At 65.7% G+C, this 16,216-nt stretch carries 15 protein-coding genes, 1 other RNA gene and 1 pseudogene; 5 read left to right on the top strand and 12 right to left on the bottom strand.

From position 1 onward, the window contains the following. The first annotated feature begins 67 nt into the window (after positions 1-67). A pseudogene (locus XpruCFBP8353_RS09765) lies at positions 68-787 on the top strand (DUF2490 domain-containing protein). Positions 788-1,079: 292 nt separating this feature from the next. Here the strand turns inward: XpruCFBP8353_RS09765 and XpruCFBP8353_RS09775 are convergent. Next, entirely contained in the window at positions 1,080-2,048 is a 969-nt protein-coding gene (locus XpruCFBP8353_RS09775; RefSeq protein WP_101363022.1) for an alpha/beta hydrolase, read from the bottom strand. 277 nt (positions 2,049-2,325) lie between these two features. Beyond that, positions 2,326-3,186 carry a PA4780 family RIO1-like protein kinase gene (locus XpruCFBP8353_RS09780; RefSeq protein ID WP_101363023.1) on the bottom strand — a complete coding sequence of 287 codons (861 nt, stop codon included), beginning with the start codon at positions 3,184-3,186 and terminating at the stop codon, positions 2,326-2,328. A 147-nt stretch (positions 3,187-3,333) separates the two neighbouring features. Here XpruCFBP8353_RS09780 and XpruCFBP8353_RS09785 point away from each other — a divergent pair, with 147 nt between their 5' ends. Continuing rightward, positions 3,334-4,194, top strand: a complete 861-nt coding sequence (locus tag XpruCFBP8353_RS09785; RefSeq protein ID WP_101363024.1) for an IclR family transcriptional regulator domain-containing protein — start codon at positions 3,334-3,336, stop codon at positions 4,192-4,194. A gap of 152 nt (positions 4,195-4,346) precedes the next feature. Here the strand turns inward: XpruCFBP8353_RS09785 and XpruCFBP8353_RS09790 are convergent. The 10 genes from XpruCFBP8353_RS09790 to XpruCFBP8353_RS09840 all read right to left on the bottom strand — a co-directional run bounded on the left by XpruCFBP8353_RS09790 (position 4,347) and on the right by XpruCFBP8353_RS09840 (position 12,622). Next, positions 4,347-4,421: non-coding RNA, sX9 sRNA (locus tag XpruCFBP8353_RS09790), on the bottom strand. A 60-nt stretch (positions 4,422-4,481) separates the two neighbouring features. After that, positions 4,482-5,411: an alpha/beta hydrolase gene (locus tag XpruCFBP8353_RS09795; RefSeq protein ID WP_101363025.1), complete on the bottom strand. Its 930-nt coding sequence runs from the start codon at positions 5,409-5,411 to the stop codon at positions 4,482-4,484. A 44-nt stretch (positions 5,412-5,455) separates the two neighbouring features. Further along, positions 5,456-5,860 (bottom strand): 4-carboxymuconolactone decarboxylase, encoded by a 405-nt coding sequence (gene pcaC / locus XpruCFBP8353_RS09800; RefSeq protein ID WP_101363026.1) that lies wholly within the window; start codon positions 5,858-5,860, stop codon positions 5,456-5,458. Between the two features lie 25 nt (positions 5,861-5,885). After that, positions 5,886-6,668: a 3-oxoadipate enol-lactonase gene (gene pcaD, locus XpruCFBP8353_RS09805; RefSeq protein ID WP_101363027.1), complete on the bottom strand. Its 783-nt coding sequence runs from the start codon at positions 6,666-6,668 to the stop codon at positions 5,886-5,888. Positions 6,669-6,678: 10 nt separating this feature from the next. Continuing rightward, positions 6,679-8,031 (bottom strand): 3-carboxy-cis,cis-muconate cycloisomerase, encoded by a 1,353-nt coding sequence (locus XpruCFBP8353_RS09810; protein WP_101363028.1) that lies wholly within the window; start codon positions 8,029-8,031, stop codon positions 6,679-6,681. A 354-nt stretch (positions 8,032-8,385) separates the two neighbouring features. Beyond that, positions 8,386-8,949: a protocatechuate 3,4-dioxygenase subunit alpha gene (gene pcaG / locus XpruCFBP8353_RS09820; protein WP_101363030.1), complete on the bottom strand. Its 564-nt coding sequence runs from the start codon at positions 8,947-8,949 to the stop codon at positions 8,386-8,388. A 4-nt stretch (positions 8,950-8,953) separates the two neighbouring features. Further along, on the bottom strand, positions 8,954-9,691 hold the full coding sequence (pcaH, locus tag XpruCFBP8353_RS09825; protein ID WP_101363031.1) for a protocatechuate 3,4-dioxygenase subunit beta: 738 nt from the start codon (positions 9,689-9,691) through the stop codon (positions 8,954-8,956). 77 nt (positions 9,692-9,768) lie between these two features. Continuing rightward, a complete protein-coding gene (gene pcaF, locus XpruCFBP8353_RS09830; RefSeq protein ID WP_101363032.1) occupies positions 9,769-10,977 on the bottom strand; it encodes a 3-oxoadipyl-CoA thiolase in 1,209 nt (402 codons plus the stop codon). Then, positions 10,974-11,762 carry a CoA-transferase subunit beta gene (locus XpruCFBP8353_RS09835; protein WP_101363033.1) on the bottom strand — a complete coding sequence of 263 codons (789 nt, stop codon included), beginning with the start codon at positions 11,760-11,762 and terminating at the stop codon, positions 10,974-10,976. Before XpruCFBP8353_RS09835 ends, pcaF begins: the two co-directional genes overlap by 4 nt. After that, entirely contained in the window at positions 11,759-12,622 is an 864-nt protein-coding gene (locus XpruCFBP8353_RS09840; RefSeq protein ID WP_101363034.1) for a CoA transferase subunit A, read from the bottom strand. Before XpruCFBP8353_RS09840 ends, XpruCFBP8353_RS09835 begins: the two co-directional genes overlap by 4 nt. 251 nt (positions 12,623-12,873) lie before the next feature. Between XpruCFBP8353_RS09840 and XpruCFBP8353_RS09845 the strand changes: the two genes are divergently transcribed. From XpruCFBP8353_RS09845 to XpruCFBP8353_RS09860, 3 genes are all read left to right on the top strand, one after another. After that, positions 12,874-13,950: an aromatic ring-hydroxylating dioxygenase subunit alpha gene (locus XpruCFBP8353_RS09845; protein WP_101363035.1), complete on the top strand. Its 1,077-nt coding sequence runs from the start codon at positions 12,874-12,876 to the stop codon at positions 13,948-13,950. 100 nt (positions 13,951-14,050) lie between these two features. Next, positions 14,051-15,034, top strand: a complete 984-nt coding sequence (locus tag XpruCFBP8353_RS09850; protein ID WP_101363036.1) for a PDR/VanB family oxidoreductase — start codon at positions 14,051-14,053, stop codon at positions 15,032-15,034. A 352-nt stretch (positions 15,035-15,386) separates the two neighbouring features. After that, complete coding sequence (locus tag XpruCFBP8353_RS09860) at positions 15,387-16,214, top strand: DeoR/GlpR family DNA-binding transcription regulator (protein ID WP_101363038.1); 828 nt, start codon at positions 15,387-15,389, stop codon at positions 16,212-16,214. Positions 16,215-16,216 lie beyond the last annotated feature (2 nt).

The following is a 16,216-nucleotide window of genomic DNA, read 5'->3' on the forward strand; positions in this document are numbered from 1 at the left end:
CGAAGAGCCGCCCGAGGCAGCGCAAACCAGGTTGCCATGTTTTGCCAACGCCGACACATGTCAGCACATGACCGCTTCCAGCACCTTACTGTCGGCAATGGCTCGCATTGCCGGCCTGCTCTGCTGCTGACACGGGCCGCTATTTCGCCAGCCCGTGCCAACACCGACGAAGATGGGCGTTACTGGCTGAGCATGTATGCGCAAGGAAAGCTGCCGGTCGAAAATGTGTACTGGAGCATGGATGTACATCCGCGCTGGCGCGAAGAAGGCGAACAGTTCGATCAACTGATCTTGCGCCCTGCGGTGTTTCTTCTATCGCCTTAACCCCAAGGCCAGCGTCTGGATGGGCTACGACACCATCATCAGCCATCCGGCAGGCCAGTCCTCCAATCGCGAAAATCGCTGGTGGGGGCAATTTCAGTACCAGTTCGATCCGATCGCCACCATCACCATTACCATTACCAGCCGTACGCGTCTGGAACAGCGCCACAGTGAAGACTTCAGCGATGAGGGTTACCGCGTGCGGCAGATGCTCGGCGCGGTGCGCCCGAGCGGCGTCAGCCCGCAACTGTCGTGGGTGGCGTTCAACGAAGTGTTCGTCAATCCGGATCAGACGCAATGGGGTGCGCGACGCGGTCTGGATCAGCATCGCGTCTTCGTCGGCATCAACTGGAAATTCAATGCCATTGCCAATGCCGACGTCGGTTACCTCAATCAGTTCGTCAACACGCGCGCAGTGGATCGGGAAAACCACGTGTTGATGACCACGTTCCGCTCCAACTTCTAAGCATCACTTGCTTGTATGGCGTTGCACAGGCGGACTGAAAGCAGTGCGTTTAGGCAACGCTGATGGGGTTGGACTAGCCGATGCGACGTATTCAAGAAAATGGATCCGCATCGCCGATAAACGTCGTGCAATACGTGGCGCTCAATGCGCGATTGCCGCCGGCACGCAGACCGGCGGCATGCCTGCATGGCGTGTCTTGCCGAACATGCCTGCGCTGAGTGAAAGACGCATCGCGCAGATCCACCCGCCACTGCTGCGGCAGCACGTGCATTGGCACGGCTGCCGCAGGTCATCAAGCGGCCCTGCGTTCGATCGCGGGCAGCAGGCGCTGGCGTAGCGTCAACGCCGCCAGGTCCAACGTTTCGCCGGCAGCGCGCAAGACGCTGCCCATGTTGATGAAGCCGTGGATCATGCCCGGGAAGCTATGCAGGGTGACTTCCACACCCGCAGCGCGCAGGCGGTCGGCATAGGCGCAGCCTTCGTCGTAGAGCATGTCGCGGTCGCAGACCACGACCAATGCCGGCGCAACGCCGGCGACATCCGGCGCCAGCATCGGTGAGACACGCCAGTCGTTGGCCACCGCCATATCGGGCAGCAGATGGCGATTGAAGAAGTCCACTGCCGCCGCAGTCAACGGCGGCAGCCCGGCGTTGAGCGAGCGCGATGGATACACGCCGCTGTCCTGGCGTGCGTCGGTGAGCGGATAGACCAGTAGCTGGCAACGCAAGGCAATTCCGGCATCGCGTGCAGCCAACGCGGCAACCGCGGCCATGGCGCCGCCGATACTGTCGCCGATGATGGCAAGCCGCTGCACATCGGCGCCGACCGTGTCGGGGTGGGCCACCAGCCAATGCAACGTCGCGATGACATCTTCTACGCCGGCCGGCGCCGGGTGCTCGGGGGCGAGACGGTAGTGGATCGCCAGCACCTGACAACCAGCACGCGCCGCCAGTTGCCGGCACACATCGTCATGCGACTCCAGATCGCCGACCAGACCGCCGCCGCCGTGCACGAACAGGCAGGTCGGAGCTGGGCCGGCCGCCAGCCCCGTGGGGCGATACAAGCGCAACGGCACTGCACCGGTGGCGGCATCGGCCTGCAGATCGCGCACCTCGGCCATTTCTATGCGCGGGAAACCGAACTGCGCGCCTACCGCGCGCATCATCGCGCGTGCGCCTTCGATCGGCAGGGTCTCCATGGGCGGCTGCGCCGCCTGTTGAAGCTGGGCGAACAGGCGCACGACATCAGGATCAAACGACATGACGAACTCTCCGATAACCAGTTGTCGAGCTTGCCAGATTGTTATGAATCATCACTATTTAAATCGTGAACTAGTACTTCACGACTTGGTCGGACTGCCGCGAACGACCGCAAAACCCCACAATTCCTGTGCGATATGGCCTCGACGGCACACGTTGGCGGACGAGCGCCGGTGCCTGCGCAACGTCCCGCCGGCTGGATATTTGCTGCACTGCACCGCAGCGAATGCGCTGCCGACTGCGCACCTGACAGTGGGCACAGTCGGCTTTTGGGCGCTTTTAGTCCTCGTCTTCCGCAGCCGCTTCGCGGCCCTGCTGGCGGATCAGGTTTTCCTGGCGCGCATCTTCGATCGAGGCACGGATGGCGCGCACGTCGGCGCGGCGGGTGTCGAACTTGAAGCGTCCGGTGAGCACGCTGTCCGGACGCAGTTCGCCCTTTTCGAACAGCGCCCACATTTCTTCGCCGTAGTGGGTCTCCAGCAACTCCGGTGCAAAGCGGCCGAGGCAGTCGCGCAGGTTGTGCACGTCACGCAGCAGCATGTCGCGCGCGGCATTGTTGCCGGCGGCGCTGACCACCTGCGGGAAGTCGATCACCACCGGGCCATCGGGCGAGACCAGCACGTTGTATTCGGACAGATCGCCGTGCACCAGACCCAGCGAGAGCATCTTGACCACGTCGCCGATCAGGCTGGTGTGGAAGACGCGCGCCTGTTCCGGTTCCAGCTCCACCTCGCCCAGCCTTGGTGCGCTGTGGCCAGCGTCATCGGTGACCAGATCCATCAGCAGCACGCCGTGGAAGTAGCCGCGCGGTTTCGGCACGTGCACGCCGGCATCCACCAGTTGGTAGAGCGCATCGGCTTCGGTGTTCTTCCAGGCGGTTTCGGCCTCCTTGCGGCCGAACTTGGTGGCCTTGCCCATCGCACGCGCCTGACGGCTACCACGCACCTTGCGGCCTTCCTGGTATTGCACGCGCGCCTGGAAACTGCGCTGCGCCATGTCCTTGTAGACCTTGGCGCACAGGATGTCGGCGCCTGCGCTGACCACGTAGACGGATGCTTCCTTGCCGCTCTTCAGTGGTCGCAACACTTCGTCGATGACGCCGTCGTCGATCAGCGGCTGCAGGCCCTTGGGGGTTTTCATGGACTAAGAGCACCGATCCGGAACAAACCAGCGGCAATTATGCGGCAAGCAGGGTGAAGCGCTTACATGCCCGCGCACAGACTGTGAGCGGGGGCATGCAGTGGCGCAAGCGCTTACCATGCAGGGACCTGTCCGCACCGCACTCCTATGCCCGAGCCCGCCTCCAGCCGTCGTAAACGTCCCGCCGCCGTGGCTGCGGCCGGTAGCGATCGCGGCCTGCCGCATGAGCTGATGCAGCAGATCGCCGCCGCCCAGGGCGACCCGGACTTCATGACCTCGCTTGGACGCGGACTGGTGGTGCTGAGCGTGTTCGCCCAGCACGCGCGCGAAGTGACGATGTCGCAGATCAGCCTGGAAACCGGCATCTCGCGCGCGGCCGTGCGGCGGGTGCTGCATACGCTGGCCAAGCTGGGCTATGTGGGCGAGCAAGGGCGTGGCTACGTGTTGCTGCCGCGCGTGCTGGGAATCGGCGGCGCGTACGCGGCGTCTTCGTCGATGACCGCAGCGGCGCAGCCGGTACTGGACGGGCTGCGCGACCAACTGCACGAATCCTGCTCGCTGGGCGTGCTGGATGGCGACGATCTGCTGTACGTGGCGCGTTCGGAGACGGTGCGCATCATGTCGATCGGGCTGCGCCCAGGCACGCGGCTGCCGGCGTATTGCACCTCGATGGGCCGGGTGTTGCTGGCTGCACTGCCCGGCGACACTTTGCAGGCGTATCTGGAACGCACCAGCTTGCGTCCGCGCACCGATCGCACGGTGACCCAGGCCTCGGCGTTGCTGGAGGTGCTGGCACGCACGCGCCGCGAAGGCATGTGCCTGACCGATCAGGAACTGGAAATCGGCCTGCGCTCCATCGCCGTACCGGTGCGCAACCTGCGCGGGGAGGTGATCGCCGCGCTCAACATCGGCGCCCAGGCCGGGCGGGTGAGTTTGCAGACCATGCAAACGCAGTTGCTGGAACCGCTGAAGCAGGCGGCGCAGCGGCTGGGAACCTTGTTGAGCTAGAGCGGCTCTGGCCGCGAAGGTCAAGGCTCAGCGCCGCCACGCCTTGCGCATGCTAGATGCGCGCAAGGCGCAGCACGCCGCGCCGAAAAGACATGGACCCGCCGCCTCCGGGTTGATCGCCACTTGTTGTTGCGCGCGTGCCGGCTGGGAGCGGCTAACACATCGTCGCGAGCAGTCGTCAGCCGGGTGTGGACGGCGCGCAGGAACGGCGGTGATGAGTAACACATGCCGCATCGAGCACAGACAGGGCCCGCCTGAGCGCTGCACAGTCGTTGTGTGAGCGGCTGTCAGCGCGGCCGGCGCAGAAAGCTCACCACCGCATCCACCCACGCCGCGTGGCTGTCTTCGACCTGCGCCACGTGGTCGGCGTGCGGCAGGGTCACCCAACTGCGATCTTCGCTGCGCAAACGCGCGTACAGATGAGCGTTGTCTGCCTGGGTGGCGATGGGGTCGTCGACGCCGCGCAACAGCAAAACCGGTAGCGTCGCGACCTGCTCGGGGTGAAAGGAGAACTGTTCCATCGCGCGCCAGTCGGTGCGCACCGGATCCGCTGCCAACGCCTGCGCGACATAGGCCGCGCGCACGCCCGGCGGTGCCGCATTGGCAGTGATGAAATCCTCGCCGGCCGCAGCGGCCGTGGTGGGTGCCCGCAATGGTCGCTCTGCCGGCAACGCCGGCGCGGGCGCTGCGTCCACATCATCGGGGAAGCCAAACAACACCAGTGCAGACATCGCCTGCGGTTGCTGCTGTGCAAGCAGCAGCGCAACGCGCGCGCCATTGGAATAGCCCAGCAATGCCGGCGGAGGCAGTCCGGGATGGATCTGCGCGACCCAGGCCAGCACGTTGCGCACATCGGCCACCGCACGCGTGGGCGTGTTCCAGCCAGTGCGATCGCGTGCGCTGCCACCATAGCCGCGCAGATCCACCGCGTAAGCGGCATAGCCGGCCTGCGCAAGCGCCGCCAGCACAGAGCGCGTATCGCCGGGTTCGCCGGGCACCTGCAAATCGAAATTGGGCAACGCGCTCCAGGTGCGGCCGTGTACCAGCACAATCGTGCCGCGCGGCTGTGCGGGCACCCGCGACCACACCGCCAGCATCTGGCCATCGTCCGCGCGCACGTGCGACAACACAGTGCCAGGACCTGGCCGCGGCTGTGCCTGCAGCGTTGCTGTCGTCAGCAACAACAACAGCAGAAGACATGCGAATCGACGTGTCATGCGATCTCTCGGGATGCACTGGGTGACCGCAGACCTTACCCGGGTTACGCCGCTGGCGCTGTGCCGGTGTCAGCGGCTTGTTCCTCCAGGATCGGCCTGGCCAGCGCAAAGGCGTGATTGGCGGCCGGCACGCCGCAGTAGATTGCCGCTTGCAGCAGCACTTCCTTGATCTGCGCAGGCGTTACGCCGTTGTTGCGCGCGGCACGCACGTGCAGTTTGAATTCGTCGTCGTGGCCCAGCGCGACCATCATCGACAAAGTGAGCAGCGAACGCGTGTGCGCCGGCAGGCCGTCGCGGGTCCAGATGCTGCCCCAGGCGTAGCGGGTGATCAGGTCCTGAAATTCTTCGGTGAATTCGCTACGGGCGGCCAGCGCGCGGTCGACATGCGCATCGCCAAGGACGCGCCGGCGCTCGCGCATGCCGGCTTGATAACGTTCGTCTTCGTGCATGGTGTGTCCTTGCAAAGTGGGGGGCTCAATCGGCCTGAAGAAAGCCGAGCACCGCGTCGTTGAACGCGGCCGGCGACTCCAGGTTGCAGATGTGGCGGCCGGGCACCTGGGCGTAATGACCATCCGGCGCGGCATAGGCGATCTCGCGCAAATCAGATGGCGGGCATACCGGGTCATCGTCGCCGGCCAGTGCCAGCAGCGGCAGGCTCAGCCCGTCCAGTGCACCGCGGAAATCCGCCTCGGCCACCGCCTGGCAGCAGGCGATGTAGCCGGCCGGCGAGGTGGAAACGAAGGCGGCAGCGATCATGTCCAGACGCTGCGCGTGGCTGATGGCGAATGCCGGCGTAAACCAGCGTTGCAGCGTGGCATCGATCAACACCGGCAGGCCTTCGCTGTGCACGTGTTCGATGCGGGTTTCCCAGGTGGCGGCGCTGCCAATCTTCTGCGCGGTGGCGCAGACCACCAGCCGTCGCAAGCGCTGCGGTGCATGCAGACCCAACCACTGGCCGGTGAGGCCGCCGATCGACAGGCCGCAGAAATCGCTTTGCGCGATCTCCAGCGCGTCCCACAGCGCCAGCACGTCCTGGCCCAGGTCGGCGACGCTGTAAGGACCCGGCGGCGTCTCCGAATAGCCGTGGCCGCGGCGGTCGTAGCGCAGGATGCGGTAATGCGGGGCGAAAGCCTCGATCTGCACGTCCCACATATGCAGGTCGGTGCCGAGCGAATTGCAGAAGGTCAGCCAGGGCCGCTCGTCGGTGCCGTCCACACGGTAATGCAGGCGATGCGTGGGCAATTGCAGATAGGCCATCGAAGCACCGTCAACAGGAAGAAGATCCAGCCAGCACACGGTCGATCCAGAGCGAGGACATACCGCGCCAGCTATCGCTATCGAACACTGCTTGCAGTTGCGCGTGCGTGAGCACGGCGCTCACCTGCGCATCCTCGCCGAGCACCTCGCGCAAATGCCGCTGCTGCGCCTGCGCGCGCAGCGCCGCCTGTTCCACCAGGGCGTGCGCTTGCGGCTTGCCCAGCTGCGGCGCAAGCGCGAACACCGCCGCCTCGGCGTAGAGCAGCCCGCCGTGGCTGTCCAGATGCGCACGCATGCGCGCGCGGTCCAGTTCCAGAGCAGACAGGCACAGCTGCATCTGCGACAGGCTGCCGGCGGTGAGGCAGACGATCTGCGGCAAGGTGTCCCATTCGGCATGCCATTGTCCGGCCGCGCGCTCGTGCGGCTGCGCCATCGCGCTGAACAAGGTGGCGACCAGGCCGGGCACGCGGGTGGCCGCGGCAACGGCTGCCACGCTGGAGACCGGATTGCGCTTGTGCGGCATTGCCGACGAACCGCCCTTGCCGGCAGCGGCAGGCTCGAACACTTCGCCCACTTCCGATTGCATCAGCAACACCACATCACCACCGATCTTGCCCAGCGTGCCGGCCAACAGGCCGAACGTGCAGCCGACCTCGACGATGCGGTCGCGCGCCGTGTGCCAGGGCAGCGCGGGCAGCGGCAACTCCAGGGCGCTCGCCAGCGCCTGCGCCACCTCCAGGCCACGCTCCTGGAGCGAGGCCAGGGTGCCGGCTGCGCCGCCGAACTGCAACACCAGCGCATCGCGCCGCAAGGCCTGCAGGCGCTGATGCGCCCGTTGCAGTGCATCCAGCCAGCCGGCGACCTTGAGCCCGAAGGTGACCGGCACCGCCTGCTGCAACAAGGTGCGTCCGGGCAAGCCGGTGGTGCGTTCGCGTTCGGCCAGCGCGGCCAGCTCGGCGCACAGGGCATGCAGACGTGGCAGCAGCAGATCGAGCGCAGCACGCACCTGCAACACCGTGCCGGTATCGATGACGTCCTGGCTGGTGGCGCCCCAGTGCACCCAGCGCGCGGCAGCGGTGTCGTGCGCGGCCACCTGGGCGGTCAGCGCCTTGACCAACGGAATGGCGGGGTTGCCGGCCAATGCTGTGGCCTGCGCCAACGCAGCCAGATCGTAGTGCCGGACATCGCAGGCAGCGGCAATGGCCTGCGCGGCCTCGGCCGGAATCACCCCGCACTGGGCCTGCGCACGCGCCAGCGCGGATTCGAACTGCAGCATCGCCTGCACGCGCGCGGCATCGTCAAACAAGGCGTCGCACGCTGGCTCGCCGAACAAGGATCCCAACAGCGAAGATGTCGCACTCATGCATTGCATCTCTAGGCGTGCCGGCAGCATCGCACCGATGTGCCAAGGTGCCAACTAGACGAAAGGGCAAGGCGGTTTGCGCGCCTGCCACTGCCGGGGGGATGTGGGTGATGCCAGGTGGGGATGGGATGCATGCGCACGACTGAGCACGTGTGCGTGTTGGCCACGATGCGCGCTGTCATTGGTGGGTCAGCGTGAGGCGCCACGGTCCATCGCCCGCGGCCCACGCCGTGGTGCCTTCGTAGCAGCAAGTACTTCCGCAGCTGGCTGCCGCCCGCTTTTTATGCACAAGCGTGCAGACAGCGTGGCGCCCTGCTGCGGCACGCGCACGGCGGTTCCTCATCGACATACCGATCAATAGCGGAAGAACACCGTTTCCGCATCGCCCTGCATGTGGATGTCCCAGGTGTAGGCGCCACCTGCGCCTGGTTGGGCAAACAAGGTGGCGCGTCGCTCGGCCGGCACCAGCGCCAGGATCGGGTCGCTGCCCAGCTGCGGGTCGTCGGCGAAATACAGGCGCGTGGAGGCGCCACGCAACAGGCCGCGCATGAACACCAGGACGGTCAGATGCGCCGCCTGCAGCTTGCCGTCCGGTCCAGCCACCCTGCCCGGCTTGATGGTGCTGAAGGAAAAACGCCCGTGCGCATCGGTCGGTATACGGCCCCAACCGTCGAAGCTGGGGTCGTGCGCCTGGCAGCGCGCATCGGCCGCATGCGCATAGATGCCGGCTGCATCGGCTTGCCACACTTCCAGCACCGCATCGGCTACCGGCGCGCCGGCACCATCGAAAATGCAACCGCTGATCTGCACCGGCGTGCCTGCGGCCTGCTTGGGTGCGATCTGTTCGCGATACAGCGGCTCCAGCCCAAGCCGGTAATACGGGCCGACGGTTTGCGACGGCGTGGCATGCAGGCTCATCGTGTCACTCCCAGACCGTTTGTTTGCGACCGCGCAAGACGATGTCGAAGCGATAGGCCAACGCGTATTCGCTGACCGCATTTTCCCAATCGAAACTGGACACCATGCGTTCGCGCGCCAGCGCATCGTCGACACAGTTGTAAATAGGATCGTGCGCCAGCAACGGGTCACCGGGGAAATACATCTGGGTGACCAGCCGTTGCCCGATGCCATCGCCATGCAGTGAAAAATGGATGTGGGCCGGTCGCCAAGCGTTGTAGTGATTGCGCCACGGATAAGCACCCGGCTTGATGGTCTTGAAACTGTAGCGGCCATGCGCGTCGGTGAGCACTTGTCCGGTACCGCGGAAGTTCGGGTCCAGTGGCGCATCGTGCTGATCGCCTGCGTGCTGGTAGCGACCAGCCGCGTTGCATTGCCACACTTCCACGACGCTGTTGCGGACCGGCTTGCCGTTTTCATCGAGCACGCGGCCAGACACGATGATGCGCTCACCTAACGGCGCGCCGCTGAAACCTGCAGTGAGATCGGCGGCGTGCCTGTCCAAGGTGAGCCGATCCAGTCGCGGGCCGGTGACCTCCGACAGCGTGACCGGCAGGTCGATCGGATCACGCGTGGGCCCACGCAGCCTGGTGGAGGCGTATGCCGGATGCAGATACGCCGGTTGCGTACCAGGCCGGCTGCGGCGGTAGCCGAGCAGCGGATCGGCAGCGATAGCAGTGTCTTCAGAGGTTGGGTCGCGCATCTTGAATCTCCGTCGGCAGCAAGGCGACTAGAACGACATGGGTGCGAGGGAAGGCGAGGCAGGTTGTAACAGCTGGCTCACAGGCGCTCGATCGCCAGTGCCACCCCCTGCCCCACCCCGATGCACATGCTGGCCAGCCCGAGCCGCCCGTTACTGGCTTCCAGCTGCCGCAACAAGGTCAGCGCCAGCCGCGCGCCGCTCATGCCCAGCGGATGCCCCAGCGCGATCGCGCCACCGTTGGCATTGACGTGTTCGGCATCGTCGGCCAGCCCGAATGCGCGCGCGCAGGCCAGCGCCTGCGCAGCAAAGGCTTCATTGAGTTCGATCGCATCGAACTGCGCGATGCGCAAGTTCAAACGCGCCAGCAGGCGCTGGGTGGCCGGCACCGGGCCGATGCCCATGAACGCCGGCTCCACCCCCGCCGATGCGAACCCCAGCACCCGCGCGCGCGGCGTCAACCGATGCGCCTGCACGGCCTGCGCAGAAGCCAGCAGCAAGGCGGCCGCGCCATCGTTGAGACCGGAGGCATTGCCGGCCGTCACGGTGCCGGGCTGGCGAAACACCGGTTTGAGCTTGGCCAGCATCTCGGCCGTGGTGTTGGGCCGCGGCGCCTCATCGTATTCGACGGTGCTGGCATCGCCGCCCTTGCGCGCGGCCACTGCCACCGAGGTGATTTCGCCATCGAAGAAGCCGGCGGCCTGCGCCGCCGCGACGCGTTGCTGGCTGCGCAGTGCAAACGCATCCTGGTCTTCGCGCGCGATGGCATGTCGCTGTGCGACGTTCTCGGCAGTTTCGCCCATCAATTCGGTGCCGTAGGCGGCTTGCAGTCGAGGATTGATGAAGCGCCAGCCCATGGTGGTGTCTTCCAGCTGCTGGGTGCGGGCGAACGCGCTGTCGGCCTTGCCCATCACCCACGGCGCGCGCGACATCGATTCGACACCACCGGCAATTGCAAGATCCAGTTCGCCGGCACGAATGCCGCGCGCTACCGTGCCGATCGCGTCTAAGCCCGAACCGCATAGGCGATTGAGCGTGCTAGCCGGCACCGAAGAGGGCAAGCCGGCCAGCAACAGACTCATCCGCGCGACGTTGCGATTGTCTTCGCCGGCCTGGTTGGCGCAGCCCAGGTACACATCGTCGATTGCGGCCGGCTCCAGCTGCGGCTGCCGCGCCAGCAGCGCAGCGATCGGCACCGCGCCCAGGTCGTCGGCGCGAACGCTGGACAAGGCGCCGCCGTAACGGCCGATCGGCGTGCGGATGCCATCGATCAAATAGACCTCGCTCATGCCTCCGCTCCCGCTGCCTGGGCACCATGCGCTGCATCGGTGCGTGCCTGCAGCGCGCGCAAGGCGTCCAGCTCGATGGTGCTGGGCGGGGTGGTTTGGGCGAGGTCGGCAGCGAAGCGGATCGGCCAACCGGTCGCCGCGCTGACCTGCTCGCGCGTTGTTCCAGGATGCAGCGAGGTCACGGTGAGTTCGCGGGTCATGGGGTCGGGCTCCATCACGCACAGGTCGGTGACGACCACGGTCGGGCCGGCGCCGGGGAGGCCGGCACACGCGCGCGCATCGCCACCGTCCAGATGCCCGACCGTGGTGATGAAGTCCAGCGTCGGCACGAAACTGCGTTTGGATTGGCGAATGATGATGAACACCTGTTTGGCGCTGGCCGCAATTTCCGGCGCGCCCCCGGCACCGGGCAGGCGCGTTTTCGGTGCGTCATACGGGCCAATCACGGTGGTGTTGAGGTTGGCGTAGCGATCGATCTGCGCTGCGCCCAGAAAGCCCACATCCACGCGTCCGCCTTGCAGCCAGTAACGAAAGATCTCTGGCGTGGACACCACAGTGTCGGCGGTCTCGGCCAGCTCGCCGTCGCCGATCGACAAGGGCAACACCTGCGGGCGTGCACCGATCGGGCCGGATTCGTAGATCAAGGTGACGTCCGGCGCATGCGTGAGCCGGGCCAGATTCGCGGCCGTGGACGGCAACCCGATGCCGACAAAACACACCGCGCCATCGGGCAGACGGCGCGCGGCGGCTACCGTCATCATCTCGTTGGTGCTGTAGGCGCTCATGCGGCCACCTGCTGCTGCGACTGTGCGTAAACACGCTGAAAACCGGCGAAATCGTCGGTGTCCAGGATATGCGTCTGGATCCACGCCTGGAACTTCGCACGGTCGCGCGCGATCGCATCCCAGGCCAGATAGAAGCGATTGTCGCGTGCGTAATAGCCGTGCGCGTACGACGGCGCCGCGCCACCGGGAACAAGGCAAACCGCATCGACGACCCAGCGCGGCAAAATGCAGGCATTGGGCGGCGCGTCGAGTGTGTCGACGATCTGTTCCACCGTCACGATCACCTTGCGCGCTGCCAGCGCGGCTTCTTTCTGGACACCCAGAATGCCCCAGAGCAGCACGTTGCCGCGGCGGTCGGCCTGCTGGGCATGAATCACGGTGACATCGGGGTTGACAGCCGGCGATGTGGCCAGCGTTTGGCCGGTATACGGGCATTGCAGGAACTTGATGCTGTCGTTGACGCGTGGCAGGTCCGAGCCGACGTACCCCCGCAGCACCGCAAACGGCAGACCCGATGCACCGGCCACATAGGCATTGGCCATATCGGCATGACTGTGCTCGCGAATCTGCAACGGCTGCGGCCAGGCGTGTTCCACCGCATCGCGCAGCCGGTGCAGCGAGCCGACGCCCGGATTGCCGCCCCAGGAAAACCGCAGCGCTGCCGCGCAACCGGCGCCGATCAGCTGGTCGTAGATCAGGTCGGGGGTCATGCGCACCAGACGCAGGTCGTGCTTGCGCTGGCGAATCACCTCGTGCCCGGCCGCATGCGGAATCAGGTGGGTGAAGCCTTCCATCGCCACGCAATCGCCATCGGCGATCAGCTGCGACACGGCGTCCGCAAGAGTGACGATGTCGGCCATTGCATTCCCTTCCAGCGCAGTGAGCGTGCAGTCACGGTAGGCGCAGCCGGCGGGCCGGTCAATCCGATAATCGGTGATATAAATCGATATTCGCACAATTTCGGCAGACCCATAACGCGTCCACATTGTCTCCGGTGTATACATAACTTCGCTCGCAAGCAGACGCCAGCGTTGCCATGCGCGTCAACTCGTTGCCGGCCGGCGCATGCCGCGTCGCATCCAGGTTGCCTCAACACCCAGGAGTCACGGTCATGTCGCAGTCCAAGCCCCTGTTTCCCCTCAACGCGTGGTATGCCGTCGCCTGGGACCACGAGATCAAGCACGTGCTCAGCCCACGCAAGATCTGCAACCTGGACGTGGTGGTCTACCGCACCACGGCCGGCGCGGTGGTCGCGCTTGAGGACGCCTGCTGGCACCGGCTGGTGCCGTTGTCGATGGGCAAGCTGCGTGGCGACGACGTGGTGTGTGGCTATCACGGGCTGGTCTACAACACGCAGGGGCGATGCGTGCACATGCCCTCGCAGGACACCATCAACCCCTCGGCATGCGTACGCAGCTTCCCGGTTGCCGAAAAGCACCGCTATGTGTGGATCTGGCCAGGCGACCCGGCCAAGGCCGATACGCGCCTGATTCCCGATCTGCACTGGTCGCACGACCCGGCCTGGGCCGGCGATGGCCGCACCATCTACGCCAAATGCGACTACCGGCTGGTGTTGGATAACCTAATGGACCTGACCCACGAGACCTTCGTGCACGGCTCGAGCATCGGCCAGGACGAAGTGGCCGAAGCCCCGTTCGATGTGGTGCATGGCGATCGCGGCGTCACCGTCTCGCGCTGGATGCGCAATATCGACCCACCGCCGTTCTGGGCCAGCCAGATCGCCCGCCATCTGGATTACCGCGGCAAGGTCGATCGCTGGCAGATCATCCATTTCGAAGCACCCGGCACCATCGCCATCGACGTGGGCGTGGCCATCACCGGCACCGGTGCACCAGAGGGCGATCGCAGCCAGGGCGTCAACGGCTACGTGCTCAACACGATCACCCCCGAGACCGACACCACCTGTCATTACTTCTGGGCGTTCATGCGCAACTATGCGCTGCACGACCAGTCGCTGACCACGCTCACGCGCGAGGGGGTGACAGGCGTGTTCGGCGAAGACGAGGCGGTGCTGGAAGCGCAGCAACGTGCGATCGACGCGCACCCGGATCACGCCTTCTACAACCTCAACGTCGATGCCGGCGGCATGTGGGCGCGGCGCGTGATCGACCGCTTGATCGCGCAGGAACAACGCGCGCAGGACCTGTCGCTGCGCATGGTGGGCTGAGCACACCGCATGCGCCAAGCCCTCCAATCGATCACAGCGACGCCTCGCAGCGCCATTCCTGCCGGCACCGGCCGGCACGCCTCATTGCCTGGAGCCTTTCATGCGTAAAGACACCCAGTGGCATCGCGCCCGCGTAGTCAGCATTGCCGATGCCTGTCCTGGCGTGCGCGAAATCGTGCTCGATCCCGGCACCGCCGCGCGCAGCTTCGAGGTCGGTAGCCATGTGGATTTTCGCGTGCAGCTGCATGGTCGCGACGATGTCCGCTCGTATTCGTTGGTGGGCGAACCCCGCGCCGATGGATACTTCCAGATTGCAGTGCGACAGATGCCCGACAGCCGTGGCGGCTCGCTGCACATGTGGACGCTGGCGCCGGGCGATGTGGTGGAGATGTCACCACCCAACAACAACTTCCCGCTGGATGAAAGTGGCGAGGAAATCTTGCTGATCGCCGGTGGTATCGGCATCACCCCAATCATCGGCATGGCGCAACGGCTGGCCCGTCGCCATCCCGCATTTCGCCTGCTCTATGCCGGCCGCTCACGCAGCGCGATGGCCTATGTCGACACGCTGGAAGCGCTGCTGGGCGAGCGCCTGCAACTGCAATGCGACGACAGGGCAGGCCCACCCGATCTGGCTGCCGAACTGGCACGCCTGTCGCCCAATGCCGAGGTGTATGTCTGCGGGCCGCTGGGCATGCTCGAAGCGGTGCGCCAGCACTGGCACGCGGCCGGCCGGCCGCGTGCACGGCTGCACTTCGAAACCTTCGGCAACAGCGGGCGGGTACCGGCGCAGGCGTTCGTGGTGAAGTTGCCGGGCCTGGGTCTGGAAGTGCCGGTGGCTGAAAACGAATCGATGCTGGACGCACTGGCCGATGCGGGCGTGGAGCTGATCGCCGAGTGCCGCCGTGGCGAATGCGGCTTGTGTGCAGTGGAAGTGCTGGACAGCTCAGCCGATATCGATCACCGCGATGTGTTCTTCAGCGACGAACAGCGCCGCGAAAATCGCAAGCTCTGTGCCTGCGTGTCGCGCGCGGTGGGCGGCAGCATCAGCATCGATACCGGCTATCGCAGCGAGCTGGGCTGAATCGGAACCAGGCCGGCCGCGCATGTCGTCTGGCGGGCGCGGCTGATGTTGCGACTGGGCGTGTAATGCGTGTGCGTTGTGGCGCCTGCGTGCCGTCGGCACCTAGCCGACTGCTTTCGTTGCACATTGCTGGCCACTCACTGGTTGGCGTTTCAGCACGCGCACATTGAAGGCGGTGGCCTCCACCGAAACCTTGCCGAGCTTGCTGAGTGGCCGCATGCGGCGCGGGCACGCGAAAGCCGCAGCGCGGCGCTCGGCATTTTCGCTCAGCGTGCATGGCTGCAGGCCGGTATTGGCCATCAATCGTTAGCGCCCTCTGCGCGCGCACCACCGTGTTTGCATCCTCACACGTATGCGCGATCATCTGCGCATGGAGTCGACTCACTACAGGACTGTCCCGGCGCCGGCATTGAACCCGCGCCAGGAGCAATTGGTGGCGCTGGTGCGGCAGCAGGGCTTTGCCGATGTGGAAGGCCTGGCCACGCGCTTTGAGGTCACCCCGCAAACCATTCGGCGCGACCTGACCTTGCTGTGCGATGCCGGCGTGCTGCGCCGCTATCACGGCGGCGTCAGCATGCCCTCCAGCGTGGAGAATCTGGCCTACACCGCGCGCAAGGCGCTGCAGGCACGCGAGAAACGGCACATCGCCGCACATGTGGCCCGTTTCATTCCCGACGATGCCTCGCTGTTCATCAATCTTGGCACCACCAACGAGGAAGTCGCGCGTGCGTTGCTGCAGCACCGCGGGCTGCGGGTGATCACCAACAACCTCAATGTAGCGGTGATGCTCAGCGCCAACCCCAGCTTCGAGGTGATCGTGGCCGGCGGCGTGGTGCGCGGGCGCGATCAGGGCGTGACCGGCGAGGCCACGGTGGAGCTGATCCGTCAGTTCAAGGTGGACTTCGGGGTGATCGGCATTTCCGGTATCGACCTGGACGGCACCCTGCTGGACTTCGATTACCAGGAAGTGCGCGTGGCCCAGGCCATCATCGAGCACTCGCGCCAGGTGGTGCTGGCCGCCGACCACAGCAAGTTCGGCCGCAACGCCATGGTGCGGCTGGGGGCGATCGCACAGGTGCACGACTGGTTCACCGACCGACCGCCGCCGCAGGAACTGGCCAAGGTGCTGGCCGAAGCCGGCACCCGGGTCCACCTGGCAGATGCCGACGGCGGCAACTGAGA

Source organism: Xanthomonas prunicola, from assembly GCF_002846205.1.
GTDB lineage: Bacteria > Pseudomonadota > Gammaproteobacteria > Xanthomonadales > Xanthomonadaceae > Xanthomonas > Xanthomonas prunicola.

Excerpts from the sequence above, each read along its gene's own strand:
- XpruCFBP8353_RS09775 (WP_101363022.1), bottom strand. The coding sequence starts at position 2,048 with ATGTCGTTTGATCCTGATGTCGTGCGCCTGTTCGCCCAGCTTCAACAG.
- XpruCFBP8353_RS09780 (WP_101363023.1), bottom strand. The coding sequence starts at position 3,186 with ATGAAAACCCCCAAGGGCCTGCAGCCGCTGATCGACGACGGCGTCATC.
- XpruCFBP8353_RS09785 (WP_101363024.1), top strand. The coding sequence starts at position 3,334 with ATGCCCGAGCCCGCCTCCAGCCGTCGTAAACGTCCCGCCGCCGTGGCT.
- XpruCFBP8353_RS09795 (WP_101363025.1), bottom strand. The coding sequence starts at position 5,411 with ATGACACGTCGATTCGCATGTCTTCTGCTGTTGTTGTTGCTGACGACA.
- pcaC (WP_101363026.1), bottom strand. The coding sequence starts at position 5,860 with ATGCACGAAGACGAACGTTATCAAGCCGGCATGCGCGAGCGCCGGCGC.
- pcaD (WP_101363027.1), bottom strand. The coding sequence starts at position 6,668 with ATGGCCTATCTGCAATTGCCCACGCATCGCCTGCATTACCGTGTGGAC.
- XpruCFBP8353_RS09810 (WP_101363028.1), bottom strand. The coding sequence starts at position 8,031 with ATGAGTGCGACATCTTCGCTGTTGGGATCCTTGTTCGGCGAGCCAGCG.
- pcaG (WP_101363030.1), bottom strand. The coding sequence starts at position 8,949 with ATGAGCCTGCATGCCACGCCGTCGCAAACCGTCGGCCCGTATTACCGG.
- pcaH (WP_101363031.1), bottom strand. The coding sequence starts at position 9,691 with ATGCGCGACCCAACCTCTGAAGACACTGCTATCGCTGCCGATCCGCTG.
- pcaF (WP_101363032.1), bottom strand. The coding sequence starts at position 10,977 with ATGAGCGAGGTCTATTTGATCGATGGCATCCGCACGCCGATCGGCCGT.
- XpruCFBP8353_RS09835 (WP_101363033.1), bottom strand. The coding sequence starts at position 11,762 with ATGAGCGCCTACAGCACCAACGAGATGATGACGGTAGCCGCCGCGCGC.
- XpruCFBP8353_RS09840 (WP_101363034.1), bottom strand. The coding sequence starts at position 12,622 with ATGGCCGACATCGTCACTCTTGCGGACGCCGTGTCGCAGCTGATCGCC.
- XpruCFBP8353_RS09845 (WP_101363035.1), top strand. The coding sequence starts at position 12,874 with ATGTCGCAGTCCAAGCCCCTGTTTCCCCTCAACGCGTGGTATGCCGTC.
- XpruCFBP8353_RS09850 (WP_101363036.1), top strand. The coding sequence starts at position 14,051 with ATGCGTAAAGACACCCAGTGGCATCGCGCCCGCGTAGTCAGCATTGCC.
- XpruCFBP8353_RS09860 (WP_101363038.1), top strand. The coding sequence starts at position 15,387 with ATGCGCGATCATCTGCGCATGGAGTCGACTCACTACAGGACTGTCCCG.